Below are 22761 nucleotides of genomic sequence, written 5' to 3'. Positions count from 1 at the left end.
GCGAACAACTAACGTGATTCAAGGAACGTATCATGGCGAATATTATTTATCTTTCACTTAATGGCGATAAACAAGGATTGATATCAGCAGGGTGCTCCACCATGGCGTCGATAGGAAACCTGCATCAGTCTGGACACGAAGATGAGATTTTTGTTTATGAATTAAATACCAGCGTTATGCGCGAAGATAACGTTTCATTCTATCCCCTCCAAATCAGAAAGCCCATCGATAAATCAACGCCGCTATTATCCCAGGCTCTGGGTGATAAAGAAAAGTTAACCTGTGAACTCTCTCTTTATCGGACAGCCATGGCGGGCGGCAATGAGCTGTATTTTAAAATAAGGTTATTAGGCGGAATTATTTCTGGCATCAATGCTGTGTATCCTAATTCTTTAACGCACAACGATTTGCAACCGAGCGAAAGTGTTTCTTTTAAATTTCACACCATTGAATGGGAACATGTGGCTGCACGCACCAGTTCCTATCTGTTCTGGCAAGATACCGTTATGTGAAGTGATGACTGATTCATTTTGTTCTGGCTGTTTCTATTTTCCTGTGCTGCAGTCCGTAAATAAGGACACATTGAGGGTTTTATGAGTAAACGTTCGGATATTGTGGATGGCTCTGCGGCAACGTCGCTAACTTATGGATTGGTCTATACCGAAGTGCTTGGTTGGGTTGATTTAGGTCATGCCCAAGGCGACGATATCAGAACGTTACTACTTCAATTTGAGGCAGGTGAGAGTGGAGACAAGCCTTATTATGATGTGACATATTTTCAAGATATGCGGAAATTTAGGAAAAGAATCGGTGCATCTAAATATACCGTCTGGCGCATCAAAAAAGGCGTATCGCGTAGCGAGCAGTTCAGCATCACGTTAGCTATGATGATGAAAGTCGCTTATCGCTTTGAGGGACTACAGGGGAGCTTTCCGTTTAACTTTCTCACAGACAGCGGGTTTAGCGGCGAAGATTTAGTCTCAGACTTATTGGGCTTTTATCGGGCTGTTGATGGTATGCATTATTTCTCTGAGCTTAAGCCGATTAGCAGGGACGAGGCATTAAAACGCTGGGATTTTTACGGCCCTATCGGTGCGTTTAAGAATCAATCATTCCGGCCACTGCTCTTCCCCGATCCGGAGAAAAATCCTAATGCACGGCCCTATTTCGGCGTGTTGCCTGCATTTATGACGGCAATAAAGCCTTATGCTCCGGTTCCGTCTGAAAAGGTGGGTATTGCGGTTGATGATGGATCCGAAGTGATTCTGCGCTATTTTGGAGGATAAATGGCGACGCTATATCGTTTGCTGCGGAATTTGATCATTACCTGTGCTGTCGTGGGGCTGCTGTTGTTCTTTTTTATCTTTTTCTTTCAATTAGATGGTATTGAATACTATACCATGGAAGATAAAGCTCTTTACGACGACCTCACTGATGAGATAGTCAAAGATGCACCGCGGATATCGACGGTTTACCAGTTTGTGCATGCTCCTCCAGAGGGGCCTGGCTCGGAAGTGAGCGCGGTTCATTTTGAAGACACCACGGATATAGCGTCTCTAAGGAACTATCTTATTTCAATCGGTTGTACCCGTGAAAAGGTAGAACAAGGCTGGGAAGAGTGGCTGAGTAAAGATAGCACCAAGAGAATCGTGCTCTCTGTGGATCAGGAAAGAAAGATGGTTGGTATGCAGGTGGTACTGTTGCGAACGTTGTAGATATGAGCGTTTTTAGCAAACCCTTCGCCTGCGTTTAATCAAGCACCGGTTTTTGTTGTTTTTTACTGGCATCTGTTTCATGAGTGTAAAACCTACATTTTCATGCCGATTAATAGCTAAAACCTTCTTGAGTTTTCCCCTAACTCCCCGTCATGCCTGAATTGTTGCGATTTAGCCCTCTGCTGTTTTTAGTCTTTTTCCGTCTAATACTTATGCGATAAATCACAGAAAGAGTGTGAAGAAAATCCATATCAGGGGGAATCGCGAATGAAGCGGGTATTTCTCTAACTCAGTGCTGATGCGGGGTTGTGGGAGTTATCCACCATTTCTGTGGATAACTATGTGTATTATGGATAGACAACGCGCCCTAACCGAGAGCTGGCGCGGGTTGTCGCCAGGTTGACGCTATTCTCCACGGTTTTGATAATCTATTTATTATCATATGCTTAAGTAAAATCAAGCGTCTTGAACATCAATGGGGCGTAGTTGCATAAATTAACGTCATCGGGCATCTCCGCATGTTACATTTTTACCAAATCTGGGGATAAATGATGATGATTTTATCTGGTAGATTGAATATGAATGTGCTAGCAAATTCATTTGTCGATTAATCATCCAATCCAGAGATAATTTCCTTGATGCTGTTTTTATATCCAGTATCATTGCGGTGGCGAATTTCGTCATTGGCATTCAAAATAAAGCATCGCGTGTCACACCTGTCAGTGTCGTCGCTGTCAGGGTGATAACGGTACGACGAGGGATGACGATGACACCTCGCTGCCGTGCCTGAAATCGTCAGTCTGTGCCTTTTACCTGCCTCCGAGCATCCACCCACGAACATCGCATTGCGCGATGGGTAATAACGATAAGTAGCGTGCTTAACGATGAGTAAAGTATTTACACTGAATTCCGACTTTAAACCGGCAGGCGATCAGCCTGAGGCCATTCGTCGTTTAAAAGAGGGCCTGGAAGACGGGTTAGCGCACCAAACGCTGCTCGGGGTAACAGGTTCAGGTAAGACGTTCACGATCGCCAACGTGATTGCCGACCTCAATCGGCCGACGATGATGTTGGCACCGAATAAAACGCTGGCAGCTCAGCTGTATGGCGAAATGAAAGAATTCTTTCCTGATAATGCCGTCGAGTACTTCGTGTCGTACTACGACTATTATCAGCCAGAAGCTTACGTTCCAAGCTCGGATACCTTCATCGAAAAAGACGCGTCGGTTAACGAACATATCGAACAGATGCGCCTTTCCGCGACAAAAGCGCTGCTAGAGCGGCGCGATGTGATCGTCGTGGCCTCGGTATCCGCGATCTACGGTCTGGGCGATCCCGATCTCTATCTGAAAATGATGCTGCACCTGACGCAGGGCATGCTGATTGACCAGCGCGCTATTTTGCGACGCCTGGCCGAATTACAGTATTCACGCAATGATCAGGCGTTTCAGCGCGGTACGTTCCGCGTGCGTGGTGAGGTGATCGATATCTTCCCTGCGGAATCTGACGAAATCGCGCTGCGTGTTGAACTGTTCGATGAGGAAGTGGAGCGGCTGTCGCTGTTTGACCCGCTGACGGGGCATGTCCTCCAGACGGTGCCGCGCTATACCATCTATCCGAAAACGCACTACGTCACGCCGCGTGAGCGTATTTTGCAGGCGATGGAAGACATCAAGGTTGAACTGGCCGACCGTAAAAAGGTGCTGCTGGCCAATGACAAACTGGTGGAAGAGCAGCGGCTGAGTCAGCGCACGCAGTTTGATCTGGAGATGATGAACGAACTGGGCTACTGCTCCGGTATCGAAAACTACTCGCGCTACCTTTCTGGTCGCGGTCCCGGCGAGCCGCCACCGACGCTGTTTGACTATCTGCCTGCAGACGGGCTGCTGGTCATCGATGAATCCCACGTCACGGTTCCTCAGATCGGCGGTATGTATCGCGGTGACCGCGCGCGTAAAGAGACGCTGGTCGAATATGGTTTCCGGCTGCCTTCGGCGCTGGATAACCGACCGATGAAATTTGAAGAATTTGAAGCGCTGGCTCCACAGACGATCTACGTCTCTGCGACGCCGGGTAACTATGAATTGGAAAAATCGGGCGGTGAAGTGATCGATCAGGTGGTGCGTCCCACCGGATTGCTCGATCCCATCATCGAAGTGCGGCCTGTCGCAACACAGGTGGACGATCTGCTTTCCGAAATTCGTCTGCGTGCCGCGATTAACGAACGGGTACTGGTCACCACGCTGACCAAGCGAATGGCGGAAGACCTGACGGAGTATCTGGAAGAACACGGTGAGCGGGTACGTTATCTGCACTCGGATATCGATACCGTCGAGCGTGTGGAAATCATCCGTGATTTGCGCCTTGGTGAGTTCGACGTGCTGGTGGGTATCAACCTGCTGCGTGAAGGACTGGATATGCCTGAAGTGTCGCTGGTGGCGATTCTGGATGCCGACAAAGAGGGCTTCTTGCGCTCTGAACGTTCCCTGATCCAGACGATTGGCCGTGCGGCACGTAACCTGCGCGGCAAAGCCATTCTCTACGGCGACAAGATTACGGCATCAATGGCAAAAGCGATTGGTGAAACGGAGCGTCGCCGCGAGAAGCAGGAAGCCTACAACGCCGAGCACGGCATTGTGCCGCAGGGAATCAATAAGAAGATTTCCGATATCCTGCAGTTGGGGCAGCCGACGAACAAAGGCAAAGGGCGTGGCAATCGTAAAGCGGCAGAGCCAGCAGTACGCTATGAACTTATGACGCCGAAGGCGCTGGAGCTGAAAATCCGCGAGTTGGAAAGCAAGATGTTGACGCACGCGCAGAACCTTGAATTTGAAGAGGCAGCTGCGCTACGCGATGAAGTACAAGCACTGCGCGCACAATTTATCGCTGTATCTTAACGATGCAAGCGCTCACTGAGGATCAATGATGGATCAGACTATACCGGGTGTAGAAGTGCTGTTTGTGGCGGGTTTTGGGCCGATCGTGAAATCGCTTTCTGCCAGCCATGCGCTCTATGTTGATACGCTGAAGCTGCCGCTGAAGCCCGTTGCGGAAGGGAGCGACTATCTGGTGAGCGATGAGATGGGGGGCGTGAAGCATTTCGCGTTGTGGCCGCTGTCACAGGCTAGCGAGTCCTGTTTTGGGCACGGAAGTTGGCCTACGGATCTTCCTGAACCGCAAAGCTGGCTGGAGTTCGAAGTGACTGACATGGTGGAAGCGACCAGCACGCTGAAAGCGCAAGGCTATGTGTTGCTGGTGGAAAACCGTCTTGAACCTTGGGGACAGCAGGTCACGCGTTTCCTGAGTCCCGAAGGCATTCTGATTGGCGTGACTTATACGCCGTGGTTGCGGGGTTGAGAGCCCAACAGCTGTAGCGCACGATCGATGGCCTGGCGCAGTAACTCACGGTCGTGATGGTGAGGAACATCTTCTGCTGCCAGCGCCTGCTGCACGACCAGCCGGTCGCCAATCTGGCTGATATCGACTTTTGGACCGACAATCGCAGCATCAACCACGGGTTTCCCTACCTTGTGTTCAATCCAGGATAGCTTCTCCACCAGCGTCAGGCGGGCAGCGGGGTTGCTCTGCTCGCTGCCCAGATTGCCGATGTACACCATGGGGGCTGGCGTGCGGCGGAGCGCCTGTGTCAGATCATCTAGCAGCAACAGCGGCATCAGGCTGGTCAGAAAGCTGCCGGGACCAATCAAAATCAGGTCAGCCTTTGCGATGGCATCAATCGCCTCGCGCGTGGCCTGCACCGTCGGGTACAGCATCAAATCTTGTGGCAAGGCTGCCAACTGATCGATCTCGACTTCACCATAAACGGGGTTGCCCTGTTCATCAATTGCCATTAAATCGACAGGATGCTCGGACATCGGAATTAAAAAAGCGTCCACTTTGAGCAGGTTGCGAATCAGGTTAATGGCTTCCAGCGGTCGCACGCTCAGGTGGTCGAGCGCTTTTAGCATCAGGTTACCCAGATTGTGTCCGGCCAGTTCCCCGTTACCGTTAAACCGATACTCAAACATCGCAGATGCCACGCTGGGCGTCGTAATGAGTTGATTCAGGCAGTTGCGGGTATCGCCCCAGGCAATACCGCCTTCAGAACGACGGATGCGGCCAGTCGAGCCGCCGTTATCTGTCGTCGTGACAATGCCGGTTAGCCGTGAACCCAGGGAAGAGAGCGAAGACATCACACGACCTAAACCGTGTCCACCTCCGAGTGCGACAACCCTGTCGAGGTCGGCCAACGTGCGATTGCGCATAGAAAACCTTATGAATGAGTCAGAGGAATATGAATAACGTGTGACAATTGTCGCTAAGGTAGCTGATTTCACCTTAAAACGCGAAAAATCCTCACGCAGGCATGACCTGAGACAATTTCTGCCGCGTATTTTTCCGTATGCTGTACACCATAAGATATTGAAAATTCGCTATATATTTATTTATATATCGATTTTGAGAGTGGTTGACTGTGCTTTTTCGCAGTAGACTGCTTAATGAAATCACGATTCCTGATCGGTTATCTCGCTGCTGTTTAACGGATAACTGAGCTGAATCAAACTCCTAGCCTTGGTGCCTAAGTGATGCGCGTAGTGCGCGTGATACGGTGCCCTGGCCGTGGCCTTCGCGGTCACCAGGGTGCGAGGCAGAAATGCCTGCATCTCCCGAATTTGGAAAGGTGTTTATGGTGAGTCAACTGACTGATGCGTTTGCGCGCAAGTTCTACTATTTGCGTCTGTCTATCACAGACGTCTGCAATTTTCGCTGTACCTACTGTCTGCCGGATGGTTATCAGGCCAATGGCACTAATCCACATCGCTTTTTATCACTCGATGAAATTCGTCGCGTCAGCCGCGCCTTTGCCGAATTAGGGACGGAAAAAGTCCGCCTCACCGGTGGTGAACCGTCTTTGCGCCGTGACTTTGTCGATATCATCGCAGCCATTCGTGAAAACCCCGCGATTCGCACGCTGGCGGTCACGACCAACGGCTATCGCCTTGCGCGGGACGTTGCACAGTGGCGCGATGCAGGGCTAACGGCGCTGAACGTGAGCGTGGACAGTCTGGATGCACGCCAGTTTCATGCGATTACCGGGCAGGACAAATTCCGGCAGGTGATGGATGGCATCGACGCTGCCTTTGACTGTGGCTTTGCCAAGGTCAAAGTTAACACGGTGCTGATGCGTGATGTGAACGCGGGCAGCCTGCAAACCTTTCTCGACTGGATTAAACACCGCCCGATTCAACTACGCTTTATTGAGCTGATGGAAACCGGAGAAGGAGGCGATCTGTTTCGCCGCCACCATGTTTCCGGCGAGGTGATCCGCCAGCAACTGTTGCAGCAAGGCTGGCAGCAGCAGCAACGTGCACGCAGCGACGGCCCGGCGCAGGTGTTCAGCCATCCTGACTATCAGGGCGAAATCGGGCTGATTATGCCGTATGAGAAAGATTTCTGCCTGAGCTGTAACCGCCTGCGAGTCTCGGCCATAGGGAATCTTCACCTGTGTCTCTTTGGCGAACAGGGTATCCCACTGCGCGATTTACTGGCTGACGATCGTCACCTCGATGATTTGAAAATGCGTATCTCGGGTGGATTATCGACGAAGAAGCAGACCCATTTCCTGCATGAAGGGAATAGCGGCATCACGCAAAACCTGTCATTTATCGGCGGTTAATCCGCGACATCACTGATTCTTAAAGGAGCCTGACATGAGCAAAGTCAGCAGCGAATTTGTTTCTCTCAATCTTGCGGTTCTGACCGTTTCCGAACGCCGTACGGCGGAAGATGACACCTCCGGCGACTATCTGCGTGAAGCGGCGCAGTCTGCGGGGCACCACATCGTCGACAGCGCCATCGTGAAAGAGAACCTGTACCAGATTCGGGCACGGGTATCGGCGTGGATTGCCAGTGACGACGTGCAGGGCATTTTGATTAATGGTGGGACGGGTTTTACCGCAGGGGATGTGGTGCCGGAAGCCATTGGCGTCTTGTTCGATCGGGAAATTGAAGGTTTCGGCGAGCTGTTTCGCATGGTGTCGTACGAAGATATTGGTACGGCGACGCTGCAATCCCGTGCGCTTGCCGGTCTGGCTAACCAGACGGTGATTTTCGCTATGCCGGGTTCAACTCGTGCCTGTCGAACCGCATGGGAACGCATCATTCAGGAACAGCTGGATGCGCGCCAGAAGCCGTGCAATTTTTACCCGCACGTGAAAAAAACCTCTTAACGGTAAGCCTTATTCATTATGTCATCATCTAAGCCACAATTGACCCACATTAACGCCGCTGGTGAAGCCGCGATGGTGGATGTGTCCACCAAAGTTGAAACCGTGCGCGAAGCCCGCGCGGAAGCCTTCGTTGAAATGGCACCGCAGACGCTGGCAATGATTATTGCCGGCAGCCACCACAAGGGCGATGTGTTCGCCACCGCACGCATCGCCGGCATTCAGGCGGCGAAACGGACCTGGGAACTGATTCCGCTTTGTCACCCGCTGCTGCTGAGCAAAGTCGCTGTCGAGCTGGAAGCGCAGCCGGAGCACAATCGGGTTCGCATTGAATCCGTGTGTCGTCTGACGGGGAAAACCGGCGTGGAGATGGAAGCACTGACGGCGGCCTCCGTCGCCGCGCTGACCATCTATGACATGTGCAAGGCCGTGCAGAAAGACATGGTGATTGGTCCGGTGCGTCTGCTGGCGAAAAGCGGCGGCAAATCCGGCGACTTTACGGCGGAGGGCGCATGATCAAGATTCTGTTTTTTGCACAAGTTCGTGAGCTGATCGAGACAGACAGCCTGTCGCTGCCTGCTGAGTATGCCACCGTAGAAGACGTCCGGCAGGCGCTATGCCAACGTGGCGCACGCTGGGCGCTGGCGCTGGAGTCCGGCAAATTGCTGGCTGCGGTGAACCAGTCGCTGGTTGAGCTCACGCATCCGTTACAGGACGGCGATGAAGTGGCGTTTTTCCCACCGGTAACGGGAGGTTGATCGTGGCAGAGACGCGTATTCGGGTCGGCGAAGAGAACTTCAACGTAGGTGATGAATATCAGTGGCTGGCGCAGTGTGATGAAGACGGCGCGGTCGTGACGTTCACCGGTAAGGTGCGTAACCACAATCTGGCGAAGGACGTTAGCGCGTTGACGCTGGAACACTATCCCGGCATGACGGAAAAGGCGCTGGCAGAGATTGTCGAACTGGCACGCGAGCGCTGGGAACTGCCGCGTGTAAGCGTGATTCATCGGGTGGGCGCACTCTATCCGGGCGATGAAATTGTGTTCGTTGGTGTCAGTGCCGCTCACCGTAGCGCGGCGTTTGATGCCGCCCAATTTATTATGGATTACCTGAAAACCCGCGCGCCATTCTGGAAGCGGGAAGCGACGCCGGAAGGCGAACGCTGGGTGGAATCACGCGACAGTGATAAGCAGGCCGCGCAACGCTGGTAGTCCATTTCTGTGTTAGGATAAAAGGATGCGGGGAAGGCGTCTTTCGTGTCGCGTCCTCAAACGGGCGGTTTGCGCCGCGTTAATCAGATAACTTTTATGCAAAGGTAACATCATGGACAGATATCCACGCTCGGGTTCAATCGTTGAACGCTCGCAGTCTGGTCTTCAGGCCTATATGGCACAGGTTTATGGCTGGATGACCTGCGGCCTGCTGCTGACGGCGTTCGTCTCCTGGTACGCTGCGAATACGCCCGCCGTACTGAACTTTGTTTTCTCCAGCCAGATCACCTTCTTCGGCCTGATCATTGCCCAACTGGGGCTGGTCTTTGTGATTTCCGGCATGGTACAGCGCCTGAGCGGTACGGTCGCCACGTCGCTGTTTATGCTCTATTCAGCGCTGACGGGGCTGACGCTCTCCAGCATTTTCATTATGTACTCCGGTGAATCCATCGCCAGCACCTTTGTCATTACGGCGGGGATGTTCGGGGCGATGAGCCTGTACGGCTACACCACGAAGCGTGATTTGAGCGGCTTCGGCAGCATGCTGTTCATGGCGCTGATCGGGATTGTGCTGGCCTCGCTGGTGAACCTGTGGCTGAAAAGCGAAGCGCTGATGTGGGCTGTGACCTATATCGGTGTTGTGGTGTTTGTCGGTCTGACCGCGTATGACACCCAGAAGCTAAAAAATATCGGCGAGCAGCTGTCCGTTGATGACAAAGACAGCTTCCGTAAATACTCCATTGTGGGCGCGTTGACCCTGTACCTCGATTTCATCAACCTGTTCCTGATGCTGCTGCGTATTTTCGGTAATCGTCGTTAAGGACAAGGCTGTAACCTAAATGCTTTACTGCGTTATGTGAATCAGTGCAAAGGTTTCGGGCGTGTCAAACATAGCGTTTTTTGTGCCTAATCACACGCCCGACAAGGAGCGCTCAGTTGCCGCAGCTCCTTGACCTCTGGCTGTTTGGCGTTAATTGTGCCGCTACGCGGTGCCTTCAGCGCTCGTGACCGCTATTCGTGCCGCCAGTGACGCGTTCCCGACGCGGCACTGGCTTTCGCGGCGTCCTGCCGCTCACACGGCGGCCACGCCACCTCAGCACAATTTTTTACGCCACTTGGTTATCTTTTTCCCTTACCTGCTATTACGCAATATTCCGTCGAAAAATCGCGTAGGCCGCCGAGCCGGTGGTCAGCGTGATGATGAACAGCGGCCACAGGCTTCCCCAGATAATGCTGAAATCCGCGTCCTTGAGGTAAATCTGCTTGGTGATGTCGGTGAAGTGACGAATCGGGTTAACCCAGGTGAGGTGCTGCAACCAGATCGGCATGTTCTCAACCGGCGACACATAGCCGGAAAGCAGAATCGCGGGCATCAGGAAGACGAACACGCCGATAAACGCCTGCTGCTGCGTTGAGCATAGCGAAGAAATCAGCAGGCCGAAGCCCACCAGTGACAGGCCGTAGATGAGCATCGTGGTGTAAAACAGCAGCAGCGATCCGGCGAAAGGGATATGGTAAATCAGTATGCCCGCCAGCAGCACGATCGTTGCCTGAAACGTGGCGACAATCAGCGCAGGCACGGCCTTGCCAATAAAGATCTGGCTGGTGGACAGCGGCGAAACCAGCAGTTGTTCCAGCGTACCCTGTTCCCGTTCGCGTGCCACGGAAAGCGCCGTAACAATCAGTACGCCGATAGTGGCGATCATGGCAATCAGCGACGGTACGACAAACCATTTGTAATCCAGATTCGGGTTATACCAGTGGCGCACTACCAGCTCGCTGTTGTTTGGATTGTTCTGATTCGCGCCGCTTTGAACCGGCCTGGCTGCCAGCAACTCCAACTGATAATCCCGCACGATGTGTTGTACATCGTTAGCGGCGATCTGTGCGCTATTTGAGCGTCTGCCGTCGAGAATAAGCTGGAGTGACGTGCTGTTCCCGCTGGCGATATCGCGTGAGAACTGCGGCGGGAAGCGCAAAATGAGAAGCGCGTGCTGATTATCTAACGTCGGTGCAATATCCTGCGAATTATGCAGCATCAGCACGTGAGAAAAGGATTTCGCTTTGGCAAAGCGCTGCGTCAGTTCTATCGCATGGGGGCCGTTGTCTTCGCTGTAAATCGCAATGGTCGCGTTGGTCACGTCGAGCGTCGCAGCAAAAGGAAACAGGGAAACCTGAAGAATAACGGGCAGCACCAGAATGGAGCGTGTTTGCGGATCGCGCAGCAGCGATTGCAGCTCCTTAATAATCAACGTCCACAGACGATGCAGCATAGTCGCTCCCTAATCCAGCCTGCGCCGGGTTTGCCAGGCCGTCAGGCCAATAAAGACCAGTGCGGAGAGAATGAGAAACAGCAGGTTGGTCATCAGCACCGTACCGATATTCCCCGCAAGAAACAGCGTTTGCAGCGTGCTGACAAAATAGCGCGCCGGGATGATGTACGACACGCCGCGGACAAATTCCGGCATGCTGTCGATTTCAAAAATAAAGCCGGACAGCATGATGGCCGGCAGAAATGCTGCATTCAGCGCTACCATCGCGGCGTTGAACTGGTTGCGGGTGAGGGTAGAGATCAGTAGCCCCATGCCCAGCGTGCTGGCAAGAAACAGGCTGCTGATGACAAACAGCAAAATCAGCGAGCCGCGATAGGGCACCTGCATGATGAAGGTGGAGACCAGAATACACAGTGTCATGGCGATCATCCCAAGAAAGTAATAAGGGATGAGTTTGGACAGCAGCAGCTCGGTACGGGTGACCTGCGTAGAGAGCAGCGCCTCCATCGTCCCGCGCTCCCACTCACGGGCAATCACCAGCGAGGTGAGGATCGCGCCAATCACCGTCATGATGATGGTTATCGCGCCAGGAATGATGAAATGCTGGCTGATGGCGGCCGGATTAAACCAGTAGCGCGATTGCACCTCGATAAGCTGCTCGAACGTCTCGCCGCGATCTTCCGCACGCTGCTGTTGCCAAAGCAGCCAGATGCCTTCCGCATATCCCTGCACAAAATTCGCCGTGTTGGGTTCGCTGCCGTCGGTGATGACCTGGATCGGTGCGCGATCGCCCGGCCGCGCCAGCCGTTCAGCAAAGTCGGTGGGGATGACGATCAAGCCGCGAATGCTGCCGGCCTGCATCTGTTGGATCAGGTATTGACGATTATTGCTGATGGTCGGTTCGATAAACGGCGACGCCGCGAAGGTATTCGCCAGATCGCGCGCGTCTTCGCTCTGTTGCTCCATCAGGATACCAACGTGCAGGCGGCTGGAATCCAGATTGATGCCGTAGCCGAAGATAAACAGCAACAGCAGCGGAATGACGAACGCAATCAGCCCGCTGCTGGGGTCGCGCAAGATTTGGCGGGTTTCTTTCAGGCACAGCGCCCGTAGGCGACGCGTGGAGAAATGCGTGCTGCCGTGCTGGCTCGTTTTATCCTGCTCTGGCCTATTCTGTTCAACCATGTTCCGCCTCTCCGTCGTACGCCTGAATCAGCGCGATAAACGCTTCCTCCATCGTCGGTGATGGCGTCTGTGCGCTGGCCGCCTGATGCTTCAGTTCGTCCGGCGTGCCGCTGGCGATCAGCTTGCCGCGATACACCAGCCCGATGCGATCGCAATATTCGGCTTCGTCCATGAAGTGCGTGGTGACCATTACGGTGACGCCGCGGTTGACCATACCGTTGATATGTAGCCAGAACTCGCGCCGGGTTAGCGGATCGACACCGGAGGTCGGTTCGTCGAGAAACAGAATGTGGGGTTCGTGCATCAGTGCACAGGCTAGCGCCAGCCGTTGTTTGAACCCCAAGGGCAGGGCGTCCGGCGTTTGGCGATAAATAGGTTGGAAATTGAAGGCATCGGTCATTCCGGCCATTTTATCGCGCTGCACCTTGCCCTTGAGTCCATAAACGCCGGAGAAAAAGCGCAGGTTCTGTTCGACGGTCAGGTTGCCGTAGAGCGAGAACTTTTGCGCCATGTAACCCAAATGCTGGCGAGCTTTGCCAGAGCTGGTTTTCAGATCCATGTCGAGCACCAACGCTTTGCCGTCAGTCGGCACCAGCAGGCCGCACATCATCTTGAACGTGGTCGATTTTCCCGCGCCGTTCGGGCCGAGCAGGCCGAAGATTTCTCCTCGCTTCACCTGAAAACTGACGTGATCGGTTGCCGCGAAATCACCAAATTTTTTCGTCAGCGCCTGGGCTTCAATAACTGTTTCGCCACCGCTCACGTCAATCTGCGGCATGATGCTCGCCAGCGACGAATCACTGGCCGGGCCGCCGCCCAGCAGGTCGATAAAGGCATCTTCAAAGCGCGGATCGGTGTCGTGCAGGCTGCCTGTTTCCAGGTGCAAGGCGGAGAGCAACGCTGCTCGATCCGCATCGGGTTTTAGCATCAGCCTGACGTACTGCCCCTGAATCACACCGTCGCTGACCTGTGGCAGCCGCAGCGCTTCCTGTAACAAATCCCGATGCCGGCGCTCGCCGCTATCAATCAGGATGCAACGTCCCGCCATGCGTGCGGTCAGATCGCGCGGCGCACCGCGATACAGCAGTTCACCTTCGTTCAGCAGCAGCACATCCCGACACTGTTCCGCCTCATCAAGGTAAGACGTGCTCCACAGGATTAACATGCCGTCGTCGGCCAGTTCATGCACCATGTGCCACAGTTCACGGCGAGAGATCGGGTCGACGCCCACGCCCGGTTCATCCAGCAGCAGTACCTTAGGTTGTCCCAGCAATGTACAGGCCAGCCCCAGCTTCTGTTTCATGCCACCGGACAATTTGCCCGCCAGCCTGTCGGTAAAGCGGGTCAGATCGGTAAATGACAGCAGGCGCTCGAACGTTTCTCTGCGCACTTCGCCAGTGATACCGCGCAGGTCGGCATACAGCGTCAGGTTTTCCATCACCGTCAGATCTTCATACAGGCCGAATTTTTGCGGCATGTAGCCCAAAATGGCATGCAGTTGACGATCCTCCTGGATGGGATCCAGATTCGCCACGCGCAGTGTTCCGTGACTGGGGGTTAATAATCCGGCCAGCATACGTAGCAGGGTGGTTTTACCCGCGCCATCGGGGCCAACCAGTCCGGTAACCGCACCGCTGTGTATCTCGGCAGTGAGGCTGGCGAGCGCGGGTTTCTCCTGTCCGGCAAAGCGTTTTTCCAGCCCGTCCAACGCGATCTGCGCGGGAGAATTAGTCATGGCGAACGGGCTCGTGAGCGCGATTGGCATCCTCCGCACGCGTATCGTCAAAACGCAGCGTGACCGGCATCCCTTGCCGTAATCCGTCATCGGGATCGTTAACGACAATGCGTAGGCGATAAACTAAATCGGTGCGAAGATCTTCCGTTTCGACGCTTTTCGGTGTGAATTCGGCGCTAGGTGAGACAAAACCGACTTTGCCACGATAGGGCTGGTTGGGGCGGCCATCGGTGTAAATCAGCATCTGGCTACCGGGCACGACGCGGCCAAGATCTTTCTCGCTCACGTAGGCGCGGACCCAAACCGGGCGAGTGAGTGAAAGGGTGAAAACGGTACTGCCCGATGCCAGCATGCTGCCTTTTTCGGCGGCGCGAGTGAGGATCACGCCGGGAGACGGTGCCAGCAGTTCGGCATCCTGTTTATTCAGTTCTGCCTGCGCCAGTCCGGCTTCAGCCTGTGCTACCGCCGCCTGCGCGGCGGCAATTTCCTGCGGTCGGTTACCGCTTTCGAACTGGCTCAGTTTGTCTTTCGCTGCCTGTAGTGTTGCAAGCGCCTGATTACGTGACGTTCTGGCATCGTCGAGCATGTTGGCGGAAATCGCACGTTTGTCCCACAGCCCTTGCTGACGCTGGTAGAAGCTGTTGGCGTAATCATAGGCCGCCTGACTCTGGACAACCTGAGAGCGGACCTGCGCGATCTCTTCCTGTCGGTAGCCTTCCTGCGACAGCTGAAGCTGTGCCTGCGCGCTGGCGAGGTTCGCCTGTGCCTGATGTTGTGCGTTCAGATAAGGTGCGGCGTCCAGCGTTGCCAGCGGTTGGCCTGCCTGCACGGCATCGCCCTCATCAACGTTCAGCTCGGCCACTCTGCCGCCGACGCGGAAGGCCAAATTGACAGTGCGGATATCGACATTGCCGTAGAGCGTTAACGGTTTTTCCTGCTGTTGCTGGTGGTGATAAAAACCATAACCCGCACCGAGCAGGACAAGAACCAGGGCAGCGAACGCCAGTTTTCTCTTGTTCATCACGCATAGTTCCTTGTTTATCAAGAATAGCCCCTTGTTTATCAGCGGTCGGCTTGTCAGCGGTAGCGATCCCACAGGCTGTTCAGAGGACGCCTCGTCGCTTATTTCTGGAAGCTATTAATCATATGACGGGTTACAGGGGTTTATGGCGATATAGAGTGATCAAGTTCACAAAAATACATTGCATTCGGTCGGTTTTTTCACCTATTGCTGCCTGTATCTGGCGTAACACCTTTATTTTGTTAAAAAAATAGAAAGAATTCGAAAGAATTGTAATTTATTTCATTGAATGATAATAATTGTTATTAGCAATTACATATGTATTGGTACTGACATAGTGATCTGACAGCAACGTTCGCGGCGTACAGAATGAAATACTCTGCGTTCTATGCCTGAACCGATCATACCCGCCAAGATGTTTCGCGTGAGACGAAGCATTTTGGCATTTTTTTGTCTGTGCCGAGGTGGTGATTTCCAGGTAAGCACCTCGTCACAGGCGGTGACTTTTATTGACGGTTGGATACATAACCAAAGGGGAAGGACAGTGAACCAGATGCGCACTTTACTCGCATTGATGCCATGCGTGCTGATTGCTCCGGCGTATGCACAGGATGACACGACGAAAAAGGATGAGACGAGCGGTGATGAGATGGTGATTACCGCCTCACGCTCGAATATCCAGCAGCAGAAAGCGCCGCAGGTGGTCACGGTGATTACCAAAGAGCAAATCGAGCAGCAGATGCAGGTCACCTCCGACTCGTCGCAAATTCTGAGTAATTTGCTGCCTTCGTTCTCCCCCAGCCGTCAAAAAATGAGCGGCAGCGGTGAAAATTTCCGCGGTCGTGCACCGTTGGTTCTGATCGACGGTATCCCGCAATCCAATCCGCTACGTCCAACCGGGCGTGAGATGCACACAGTAGACTACTCGATGGTCGAGCGCATCGAAGTAATCCACGGTGCCAATGCCACCAACGGAATGGGCGCGACGGGTGGGGTGATTAATATCATCACCCGTCGACCAGAAAACGGCTCGTTTAATCAGCACGTCAACGTACAGACTACGCTCCCGACGGAAAAGATTCGCGGCGAAACCGCCAGCTATAAAACGACCTATCGAGTCGATGGACGTGAAGATTATCTCGACTACCTGTTCTCGATTGGCTATGAGAATCAGGGACTGTATCTGGACGGCAACAATCGTCCTGTCGGCGTGGATAACACCCAGGGCGATACCATGGACTCCCGTTCTTACGACCTGTTAGCGAAAGTCGGGTACTGGCTGGATGACTATCAGCGCATTCAACTAAGCGTGAACCGTTATAACATCAAGGGAGAAAATAGTTACCTGGGTGTCCCCGGTATTCGTGCTCAGGGTATTCCGACAACGTCGGTACGCGGCACGCCACCGGGTGAAGCGCCGCATAACAGTGTATGGACGACTGGGCTGACTTATGAGCATCACGATCTGGCGGGGATGAACCTGTCCGCACTGGTGTTTAATCAGCGTTATGAAGCGCTGTTTGGTGCAACGCTTTCAGATACTTTTCAGGATGCGTCCATTGCGCCAATGGATACGCTGTACGAACAGTCCCGATCGGTTGCCAATAAGTACGGCACCAAGCTGGCGCTGACCAAAGATGACCTACTGGATGACTCGCTGAAAGTGACGATAGGTTTCGATACGCTGTACGATAAAGGCAAGCAGGATCTCTATCTGACCAAGCGTACCTATGTGCCGGAGATGGAATACACCAACTATTCACCGTTTATTCAGGGCGAATATCAGTTACTGGATAACGTTACGTTGCACGCGGGTGTACGCCATGAAATCGCTAAACTTCAGGTCAACGATTACCAAACGCTGGCGTCTAACAAAGGCGTGACGGTACAAGGCGGTAGCCCGAAATTTAATGAGACGCTGTATAACGCCGGTATCGTCTATGCGGCGACGGATTCCCTCAGTCTGTTTGCTAACTACTCGGAAGGATTCGGGATGCCGGATGTGGGGCGTGCGCTACGCTCCATCAACCGTACGGGTGTTAACCTGAAAAATTTTGACGGCTTTAAGCCGATAGTCACGGATAACGTAGAGACGGGATTCCGGTTCAAGAAAGATCGTTTCGATCTCGAAGCCAGTTACTATCAATCCAACGCGAAACTGGGTGAGCGAGTGGTGCAGAGTGGAGATGTCTTTAGTTCCCAACGTCAGCGAACGCGTATTCAAGGCGTAGAGGTCACGGCGGGCTACCAGATCAATGAGCAGCATAAAGTCAACGCGTCTTACGCCCATATGGAAGGAAAATATGACAGCAATAGCGACGGTAAACTGGATAAGAAGCTTAACGGTTTGAACAATGTTGCGCCGGATCGTGTCATCGCCAGCTGGTCTGCGAACTGGAACGATAAGTGGAGTTCGTTTGTACAGGCGAATTATGCTTTCAGCCGCAGCTTTGACGATGCGGGATTGGCGTTTGACGGTTACCTGCTGATGGATGCTGCCGTGGGGTACAAGCTGCCGTATGGTCGCCTCAATGTGGCAGTGGCGAACCTGCTGGACAAGCAGTACATCACCTACTATTCGCAGGCGGCACAGGCCAATGACACGCGCTATTTCTCCGGGCGCGGCCGCACGGTAACGCTGGGTTATTCGATTGATTTCTAAGCTTAACCGATTTAATTCCGTTCTCAATTCAGCAACACGGCAGCGTTTTACGCTGGCCGTGTTGTTGTCTTTTCTGCTGGTGACGTTAGTGCAGGCGGCAGAATCGCCGCGTCAGATTCAGCATGCGCTGGGCGTGACCACCGTGGACGGGACGCCGCTGCGTATCGTGACGCTGTTTCAGGGTGCGACGGATTCCGCCGTGGCGCTGGGAATCAAGCCGATTGGCGTGGTGGAATCGTGGACGGAGAAGCCGATTTATCGCTACCTTCGCCCCGCCTTGCAGGGCGTAACGCTGGTTGGGCTGGAAACGCAACCGAGCCTGGAAACCATCGCGCTACTCAAGCCCGATCTTATCGTGGCGTCTACGTTTCGGCATGAGAAAATCTACGGTCTGCTGTCGCAGATTGCACCGACGATTGCGCTAGACAAGGTGTCTGAATTTAAGGACACGCTACAGATGATGGGCGTGGCGCTGAACAGGGAAGAAAAAGCGAACGAGATTTTATCCCACTGGAACCAGCGCGTGGATGCGCTGCGTGACCGCCTGAAAGCCCGGTTCGGCGAGCGCTGGCCGCTCAGCGTCTCTATTCTCGAATTCCGTGAAGATCACATGCGTACCTATCTACCTGCCAGTTTTGCCGGATCGGTACTGTCGGAAATCGGCTTTGTCTGGTCGCGGCCGGAAAGCTATACGTCAGGCGTGATGCAAAAGCTCACCAGCAAAGAGAGCATTCCGGTGGTGGATGCCGACCTGTTCTTTGTTTTGCTGCGTTCGGACAAACCCGCAGTGGTGCAGAACTATCGCGCCTGGCAGGCCCACCCGCTCTGGCAGTGGCTGCATGCGCCCCAGCAGCAACAGGTTTATCCGGTGGATAACGTAGCCTGGAGCTTGTCTGGCGGTATTTTGGGAGCGAATAATATGTTGGACGATATTGAAAAGCAGTTTGCTGGCAAGGCCGAATCTGCCGGTAAAAAGCGCGATATCGCAGAGGAGATTTCTACACGATGAGACAGAGCATCGTGACGGCAGCGGGTGTCGTATTGCTGCTGCTGAGTATCGTCGCCAGTCTGATGCTGGGGCAAACCACCATTTCGTTGGGGGCCGTGTTCAATTCACTGTTCCATTACGATCCGCAGCAGATCGATCACATACTGGTGCTAACGACACGCCTGTCGCGGACGGTGATTGCCATCGTTGTCGGTGCCAGTCTTGCTGTTGCCGGAGCCTTAATGCAGGCGCTCACGCGTAACCCGCTGGCGTCGCCGGGGATATTTGGAATTAACGCCGGTGCCATGTTTGCCATCGTGCTGCTGTCTTCGGTGTTTACCTTTTCCTCGCAGATCGCGCTGGCGTGGACGGCCTATCTGGGTGCCGCTGTGGCTGGTGTCATGGTGTATGTGCTGGGAACGCTGGGCAACGCCCGTTCCAGCCACTTACGCATTGTGTTGGCCGGTGCCGCGATTAGCGCGTTGTTTATTTCGTTTACGCAGGCGCTGCTAGTAATCAATCAAGACGGGCTGGACAGCATGCTGTTCTGGCTGGCTGGTTCGGTGTCTGGCCGCAGCCTGTCGATGCTGTTACCGCTCCTGCCGTACTTTGCTATCGCGCTATTCCTCGCGCTGCTGCTGGCGCGTCACCTGAATATTCTGGTGGCGGGCGACGAGATCGCCAAAGGGCTGGGGCAGCGAACCGCGTTGGTGCGTGCGTTGTCCGGGCTATGCGTGATCGGGCTGGCGGGCGGTGCGGTGGCGATAGCCGGAAATATCGGTTTTGTTGGGCTGATTGTGCCGCATATTGTGCGTCGCGTGCTGTCTGCCGATCACCGCTGGCTGTTGCCCGGCTGTGCGATTTTCGGTGCCACGCTGCTGCTGCTGGCTGATGTCGCCTCGCGTCTGCTGATCGTACCGCAGGAAGTACCCGTCGGGGCGATGACCGCGCTGCTGGGCGCGCCTTTCTTCATTTATCTGGCGAGAAGGGGGATGCGGCATGGGTAAGGTGTATACCGTGCGCGTGGGAATGGTCTCGCGCCAGATTGATCGCCGCACGTCTGCGGTGGCGCTGTCGCTCCTGCTGGTGTTGCTAGCCGTCGTGTTCCTGTCGCTGTCATTAGGGCAGGTGGTGCTGTCTCCCGCGCAGGTGATGTCGGCGCTGCTGGGAAATGCAGACAGCGGCGTGCACTTTATCGTCAACGACCTGCGTTTACCGCGCGCGCTGCTAGCGCTGTTGGTGGGCGGCGCGCTGGCGATATCCGGCCTGATTCTGCAAAGCATTGTGCGCAATCCGCTAGCCTCGCCGGATATTCTGGGCATTACCAGTGGTGCATCGGCGGCGGCGGTGTTCTTCCTCTCGTTTCTGGCGACGACGATAAGCCAACGCTGGCTGCCGCTGGCGGCAATGAGCGGGGCGTGGCTGACGGCGATCGCCATTTATCTGCTGGCCTGGAAGCAGGGCGCATCGCCGCTGCGTCTGGTGCTGGTTGGCGTTGGGCTGTCCGCCATTATGGGCGCGGCGGTCACGATGATGCTGGTGTTTAGTCCGATAGGCACCACGTTGACGGCCTATGTGTGGCTGACGGGCAGTATTTATGGCGCGCAGTGGCAGCATGTGTCTGAGCTAGCGGGTTGGTTGCTGCTCGGTGCGCCGTTTTTGGTGGGGCTGGCGAGACACGTTAACGTGCATGAGTTGGATGATGCGCTGGCCTGTGGTGTCGGTCAATCTGTTGGACGTATCCGGCTCGCGCTGCTGACGCTGAGCGTCGCGCTGGCTGGGGCGGCCATTGCCTATGCCGGCGCGATGGCCTTTGTCGGTCTGCTGGCTCCGCATATTGCGAAAAAGCTGGCGAGCCGTTCATTCCCCGGACTGGCGCTGGTGTCGGCGCTGACGGGCGGCTTATTGGTGATGGTGGCCGATTTGATTGGCCGCACGGCGTTCTTACCGCTGGATCTGCCTGCCGGTATTTTTATCTCCGTGCTCGGGACGCCTTTCTTTATCTATTTATTGCTTCGGCAACGTTATTGAGATTGCAAGATTATGCCAGAGAATGTGCAGCCAACACGCATCCCCCCAACTGACCGCGAAGCGATTGCCAGCCAGTCGCTGACGCTGAGTTACGAAAAACAGGTCGTGATTGATGCGCTGGATATCACGCTGCCAGCCGGGAAAATCTCGGTGCTGGTGGGCAGTAACGGCTGCGGCAAGAGCACGTTACTGAAGTCGTTTGCCCGCCTGCTGAAGCCCACGAGCGGGACGATTATTGTTAACGGGGCGGATATTCATCGGCAATCCACCGTTGAGGTGGCGAAGTCACTGGCGATTCTTCCGCAAACGCCGACCGCGCCGGAAGGCCTGACGGTCTATCAACTGGTGAAGATGGGACGCTACCCGCATCAGTCATGGTTGAAGCAGTGGTCGGCCACGGATGAAGAAAAAGTGCTTCAGGCGTTGCGCAGCACCGGCGTGCTGGCGTTAAAGGATCGCGCGGTGGATTCGCTGTCCGGCGGGCAGCGCCAGCGCGTCTGGATCGCGATGACGCTGGCGCAGGATACCGATATCGTCCTGCTGGATGAACCGACGACCTATCTCGATCTGGCGCACCAGATGGAGGTGCTGGATTTGCTACGGGAGTTGAACGCGCAGCAGCACAAAACCATCGTGATGGTGCTGCATGACCTGAATCTGGCGTGTCGCTATGCGCATCACATGGTGGCCGTACACAACCGGACGGTATTTGCGCAGGGCAACCCGCGCGACATTCTCACGGAAGCCACGGTAAAGACGGTGTTTAACCTGAACTGTCGCATCATTGACGATCCGTTCTTCGGTACGCCGCTGTGTATTCCGTTTGGACGTGAAGCAGCGGAGACCGTGGCCGATGTCGGCTAATCGCCTGACGCCATCGCAGTGGGCAATGCTCTCCGGCACGCTGCAATTAACGGATGCTGCACAGCGGACAGGGCAGGAGAGTTGCCCGAGCCGTAGGGTGTTGGATCCTGAGTATTGCCGCTGGCTGCTGGAAACGCTGACTCCGCCGCTGCTGTCGCCATCAATCAAGATTACCGCTTCGCTGCTGGCGAAGCGGATTGGTTTCTTAACCACGGCCGCCAGCCTGTACGCCATGTCGGTGTATAACAAAGGGCTGAACATGACGCTGGATAACAGCGTGCTGGAATTTGGACACGCTCGTCTGTGGACATCGACCATGCCGCTTTACGATCTCACCGTCTCCCAGCCGGAATTGGGACAACGAGACGCGTGGCGCGATAGCCTGTTCGACACGCTGTTTGCTCAACACCTGTCGCCGATCCTGCATACGCTGTCGACGGTATCGGGCGCGCCACTGCGCATTCTGTGGGAAAACGTCGCGGTGCGGGTATTTTCATTATACGAACAGCGCATTGAGTGGGACGATCCGGCGGCGGTGTGCTCGCCGGGAATGACGCTGGCACAGCAAGTGCAGCAGGACTTTGACGCCTTGCTGGCTGCGCCCGGCGAACGTTTTGGCTGTGATGATAATCCGCTGAAACCGTTCTTTCGTGCGAAAACGCGGGTTCCCGTCGCGGGGCGTTCGGTGAGCTTTCGTGACGTACGCTTTCGCCGCACCTGCTGTTTTTATTACAAGGCATCGCAGCCGCAGGAATACTGTCAAAATTGCCCATTACTGCGCCCCACCAGAAAAACGGGCTGACACAGATAAAAATCCTCTCGTAGTTATACCCTAAATAATTCGAGT

22 protein-coding genes and 1 riboswitch are annotated in these 22761 nt (G+C 54.5%); of the genes, 17 read left to right on the top strand and 5 right to left on the bottom strand.

Annotation, left to right across the window (positions count from 1 at the left end):
- Positions 1–32: 32 nt before the first annotated feature.
- From MYB54_RS13915 to MYB54_RS13895, 5 genes are all read left to right on the top strand, one after another.
- Entirely contained in the window at positions 33–512 is a 480-nt protein-coding gene (locus MYB54_RS13915; protein WP_014914910.1) for an Hcp family type VI secretion system effector, read from the top strand.
- An 81-nt stretch (positions 513–593) separates the two neighbouring features.
- Positions 594–1286 carry a hypothetical protein gene (locus MYB54_RS13910; RefSeq protein ID WP_014914911.1) on the top strand — a complete coding sequence of 231 codons (693 nt, stop codon included), beginning with the start codon at positions 594–596 and terminating at the stop codon, positions 1284–1286.
- Positions 1287–1715, top strand: a complete 429-nt coding sequence (locus MYB54_RS13905; protein ID WP_014914912.1) for a hypothetical protein — start codon at positions 1287–1289, stop codon at positions 1713–1715.
- A gap of 884 nt (positions 1716–2599) precedes the next feature.
- Positions 2600–4612 carry an excinuclease ABC subunit UvrB gene (gene uvrB, locus MYB54_RS13900; RefSeq protein ID WP_248720912.1) on the top strand — a complete coding sequence of 671 codons (2013 nt, stop codon included), beginning with the start codon at positions 2600–2602 and terminating at the stop codon, positions 4610–4612.
- A gap of 28 nt (positions 4613–4640) precedes the next feature.
- Positions 4641–5072, top strand: coding sequence for a VOC family protein (locus MYB54_RS13895; protein ID WP_248720911.1), 432 nt, complete (start codon positions 4641–4643; stop codon positions 5070–5072).
- Here MYB54_RS13895 and yvcK read toward each other — a convergent pair.
- Complete coding sequence (gene yvcK / locus MYB54_RS13890; RefSeq protein WP_039527348.1) at positions 5048–5980, bottom strand: uridine diphosphate-N-acetylglucosamine-binding protein YvcK; 933 nt, start codon at positions 5978–5980, stop codon at positions 5048–5050. The two genes, MYB54_RS13895 and yvcK, sit on opposite strands and share 25 nt — an antisense overlap.
- Positions 5981–6266: 286 nt before the next feature.
- Positions 6267–6415: riboswitch (molybdenum cofactor riboswitch) on the top strand.
- Between yvcK and moaA the strand changes: the two genes are divergently transcribed.
- From moaA to MYB54_RS13860, 6 genes are all read left to right on the top strand, one after another.
- Positions 6403–7392 (top strand): GTP 3',8-cyclase MoaA, encoded by a 990-nt coding sequence (gene moaA / locus MYB54_RS13885; RefSeq protein WP_039288107.1) that lies wholly within the window; start codon positions 6403–6405, stop codon positions 7390–7392. (Overlaps the previous riboswitch by 13 nt.)
- 34 nt (positions 7393–7426) lie before the next feature.
- A complete protein-coding gene (moaB, locus tag MYB54_RS13880; protein WP_014914917.1) occupies positions 7427–7945 on the top strand; it encodes a molybdenum cofactor biosynthesis protein B in 519 nt (172 codons plus the stop codon).
- An 18-nt stretch (positions 7946–7963) separates the two neighbouring features.
- Positions 7964–8458, top strand: a complete 495-nt coding sequence (gene moaC, locus MYB54_RS13875) for a cyclic pyranopterin monophosphate synthase MoaC (RefSeq protein ID WP_039527353.1) — start codon at positions 7964–7966, stop codon at positions 8456–8458.
- The gene (moaD, locus tag MYB54_RS13870) at positions 8455–8700 is read left to right on the top strand and encodes a molybdopterin synthase sulfur carrier subunit (protein WP_010280925.1); all 246 of its coding nucleotides are present in this window, start codon (positions 8455–8457) and stop codon (positions 8698–8700) included. The genes moaC and moaD overlap by 4 nt, the downstream gene beginning before the upstream one ends.
- A gap of 2 nt (positions 8701–8702) precedes the next feature.
- Positions 8703–9155: a molybdopterin synthase catalytic subunit MoaE gene (gene moaE, locus MYB54_RS13865; protein WP_010280927.1), complete on the top strand. Its 453-nt coding sequence runs from the start codon at positions 8703–8705 to the stop codon at positions 9153–9155.
- A 112-nt stretch (positions 9156–9267) separates the two neighbouring features.
- Entirely contained in the window at positions 9268–9975 is a 708-nt protein-coding gene (locus MYB54_RS13860; RefSeq protein ID WP_010297658.1) for a Bax inhibitor-1/YccA family protein, read from the top strand.
- Between the two features lie 322 nt (positions 9976–10297).
- Here the strand turns inward: MYB54_RS13860 and MYB54_RS13855 are convergent, their stop codons facing one another.
- Genes MYB54_RS13855 through hlyD form a run of 4 tightly spaced genes read right to left on the bottom strand, consistent with a single transcriptional unit; the run spans position 10298 to position 15369 of the window.
- Entirely contained in the window at positions 10298–11428 is a 1131-nt protein-coding gene (locus tag MYB54_RS13855; RefSeq protein WP_180791313.1) for an ABC transporter permease, read from the bottom strand.
- A 9-nt stretch (positions 11429–11437) separates the two neighbouring features.
- Positions 11438–12613 (bottom strand): ABC transporter permease, encoded by a 1176-nt coding sequence (locus MYB54_RS13850; RefSeq protein WP_100017108.1) that lies wholly within the window; start codon positions 12611–12613, stop codon positions 11438–11440.
- The gene (locus MYB54_RS13845) at positions 12606–14348 is read right to left on the bottom strand and encodes an ATP-binding cassette domain-containing protein (RefSeq protein ID WP_248720910.1); all 1743 of its coding nucleotides are present in this window, start codon (positions 14346–14348) and stop codon (positions 12606–12608) included. The genes MYB54_RS13850 and MYB54_RS13845 overlap by 8 nt, the downstream gene beginning before the upstream one ends.
- Entirely contained in the window at positions 14341–15369 is a 1029-nt protein-coding gene (hlyD, locus tag MYB54_RS13840; RefSeq protein ID WP_180791311.1) for a secretion protein HlyD, read from the bottom strand. Before hlyD ends, MYB54_RS13845 begins: the two co-directional genes overlap by 8 nt.
- Positions 15370–15922: 553 nt before the next feature.
- Between hlyD and MYB54_RS13835 the strand changes: the two genes are divergently transcribed.
- From MYB54_RS13835 to MYB54_RS13810, 6 genes are read left to right on the top strand one after another with little or no spacing between them, the layout of a single operon-like run.
- Positions 15923–18031 carry a TonB-dependent receptor gene (locus MYB54_RS13835; RefSeq protein ID WP_014914923.1) on the top strand — a complete coding sequence of 703 codons (2109 nt, stop codon included), beginning with the start codon at positions 15923–15925 and terminating at the stop codon, positions 18029–18031.
- Positions 18021–19040 carry an ABC transporter substrate-binding protein gene (locus tag MYB54_RS13830; RefSeq protein ID WP_206556071.1) on the top strand — a complete coding sequence of 340 codons (1020 nt, stop codon included), beginning with the start codon at positions 18021–18023 and terminating at the stop codon, positions 19038–19040. Before MYB54_RS13835 ends, MYB54_RS13830 begins: the two co-directional genes overlap by 11 nt.
- Complete coding sequence (locus tag MYB54_RS13825; RefSeq protein WP_205560652.1) at positions 19037–20026, top strand: FecCD family ABC transporter permease; 990 nt, start codon at positions 19037–19039, stop codon at positions 20024–20026. The genes MYB54_RS13830 and MYB54_RS13825 overlap by 4 nt, the downstream gene beginning before the upstream one ends.
- Complete coding sequence (locus tag MYB54_RS13820) at positions 20019–21050, top strand: FecCD family ABC transporter permease (RefSeq protein ID WP_206556072.1); 1032 nt, start codon at positions 20019–20021, stop codon at positions 21048–21050. The genes MYB54_RS13825 and MYB54_RS13820 overlap by 8 nt, the downstream gene beginning before the upstream one ends.
- Positions 21051–21062: 12 nt before the next feature.
- The gene (locus MYB54_RS13815; RefSeq protein ID WP_180788583.1) at positions 21063–21914 is read left to right on the top strand and encodes an ABC transporter ATP-binding protein; all 852 of its coding nucleotides are present in this window, start codon (positions 21063–21065) and stop codon (positions 21912–21914) included.
- A complete protein-coding gene (locus MYB54_RS13810; protein WP_248720909.1) occupies positions 21904–22716 on the top strand; it encodes an IucA/IucC family C-terminal-domain containing protein in 813 nt (270 codons plus the stop codon). Before MYB54_RS13815 ends, MYB54_RS13810 begins: the two co-directional genes overlap by 11 nt.
- Positions 22717–22761 lie beyond the last annotated feature (45 nt).

Source organism: Pectobacterium nicotianae (genome assembly GCF_023272715.1).
Lineage (GTDB): Bacteria > Pseudomonadota > Gammaproteobacteria > Enterobacterales > Enterobacteriaceae > Pectobacterium > Pectobacterium brasiliense.
This window is presented reverse-complemented; position numbering and strand designations above follow the sequence as displayed.

Excerpts from the sequence above, each read along its gene's own strand:
- MYB54_RS13845 (WP_248720910.1), bottom strand. The coding sequence starts at position 14,348 with ATGACTAATTCTCCCGCGCAGATCGCGTTGGACGGGCTGGAAAAACGC.
- MYB54_RS13915 (WP_014914910.1), top strand. The coding sequence starts at position 33 with ATGGCGAATATTATTTATCTTTCACTTAATGGCGATAAACAAGGATTG.
- moaA (WP_039288107.1), top strand. The coding sequence starts at position 6,403 with ATGGTGAGTCAACTGACTGATGCGTTTGCGCGCAAGTTCTACTATTTG.
- MYB54_RS13905 (WP_014914912.1), top strand. The coding sequence starts at position 1,287 with ATGGCGACGCTATATCGTTTGCTGCGGAATTTGATCATTACCTGTGCT.
- MYB54_RS13810 (WP_248720909.1), top strand. The coding sequence starts at position 21,904 with ATGTCGGCTAATCGCCTGACGCCATCGCAGTGGGCAATGCTCTCCGGC.
- MYB54_RS13855 (WP_180791313.1), bottom strand. The coding sequence starts at position 11,428 with ATGCTGCATCGTCTGTGGACGTTGATTATTAAGGAGCTGCAATCGCTG.
- MYB54_RS13860 (WP_010297658.1), top strand. The coding sequence starts at position 9,268 with ATGGACAGATATCCACGCTCGGGTTCAATCGTTGAACGCTCGCAGTCT.
- moaB (WP_014914917.1), top strand. The coding sequence starts at position 7,427 with ATGAGCAAAGTCAGCAGCGAATTTGTTTCTCTCAATCTTGCGGTTCTG.
- MYB54_RS13835 (WP_014914923.1), top strand. The coding sequence starts at position 15,923 with ATGCGCACTTTACTCGCATTGATGCCATGCGTGCTGATTGCTCCGGCG.
- MYB54_RS13820 (WP_206556072.1), top strand. The coding sequence starts at position 20,019 with ATGGGTAAGGTGTATACCGTGCGCGTGGGAATGGTCTCGCGCCAGATT.
- yvcK (WP_039527348.1), bottom strand. The coding sequence starts at position 5,980 with ATGCGCAATCGCACGTTGGCCGACCTCGACAGGGTTGTCGCACTCGGA.
- moaC (WP_039527353.1), top strand. The coding sequence starts at position 7,964 with ATGTCATCATCTAAGCCACAATTGACCCACATTAACGCCGCTGGTGAA.
- uvrB (WP_248720912.1), top strand. The coding sequence starts at position 2,600 with ATGAGTAAAGTATTTACACTGAATTCCGACTTTAAACCGGCAGGCGAT.
- moaD (WP_010280925.1), top strand. The coding sequence starts at position 8,455 with ATGATCAAGATTCTGTTTTTTGCACAAGTTCGTGAGCTGATCGAGACA.
- MYB54_RS13825 (WP_205560652.1), top strand. The coding sequence starts at position 19,037 with ATGAGACAGAGCATCGTGACGGCAGCGGGTGTCGTATTGCTGCTGCTG.
- MYB54_RS13850 (WP_100017108.1), bottom strand. The coding sequence starts at position 12,613 with ATGGTTGAACAGAATAGGCCAGAGCAGGATAAAACGAGCCAGCACGGC.
- MYB54_RS13910 (WP_014914911.1), top strand. The coding sequence starts at position 594 with ATGAGTAAACGTTCGGATATTGTGGATGGCTCTGCGGCAACGTCGCTA.
- MYB54_RS13815 (WP_180788583.1), top strand. The coding sequence starts at position 21,063 with ATGCCAGAGAATGTGCAGCCAACACGCATCCCCCCAACTGACCGCGAA.
- MYB54_RS13895 (WP_248720911.1), top strand. The coding sequence starts at position 4,641 with ATGGATCAGACTATACCGGGTGTAGAAGTGCTGTTTGTGGCGGGTTTT.
- hlyD (WP_180791311.1), bottom strand. The coding sequence starts at position 15,369 with ATGAACAAGAGAAAACTGGCGTTCGCTGCCCTGGTTCTTGTCCTGCTC.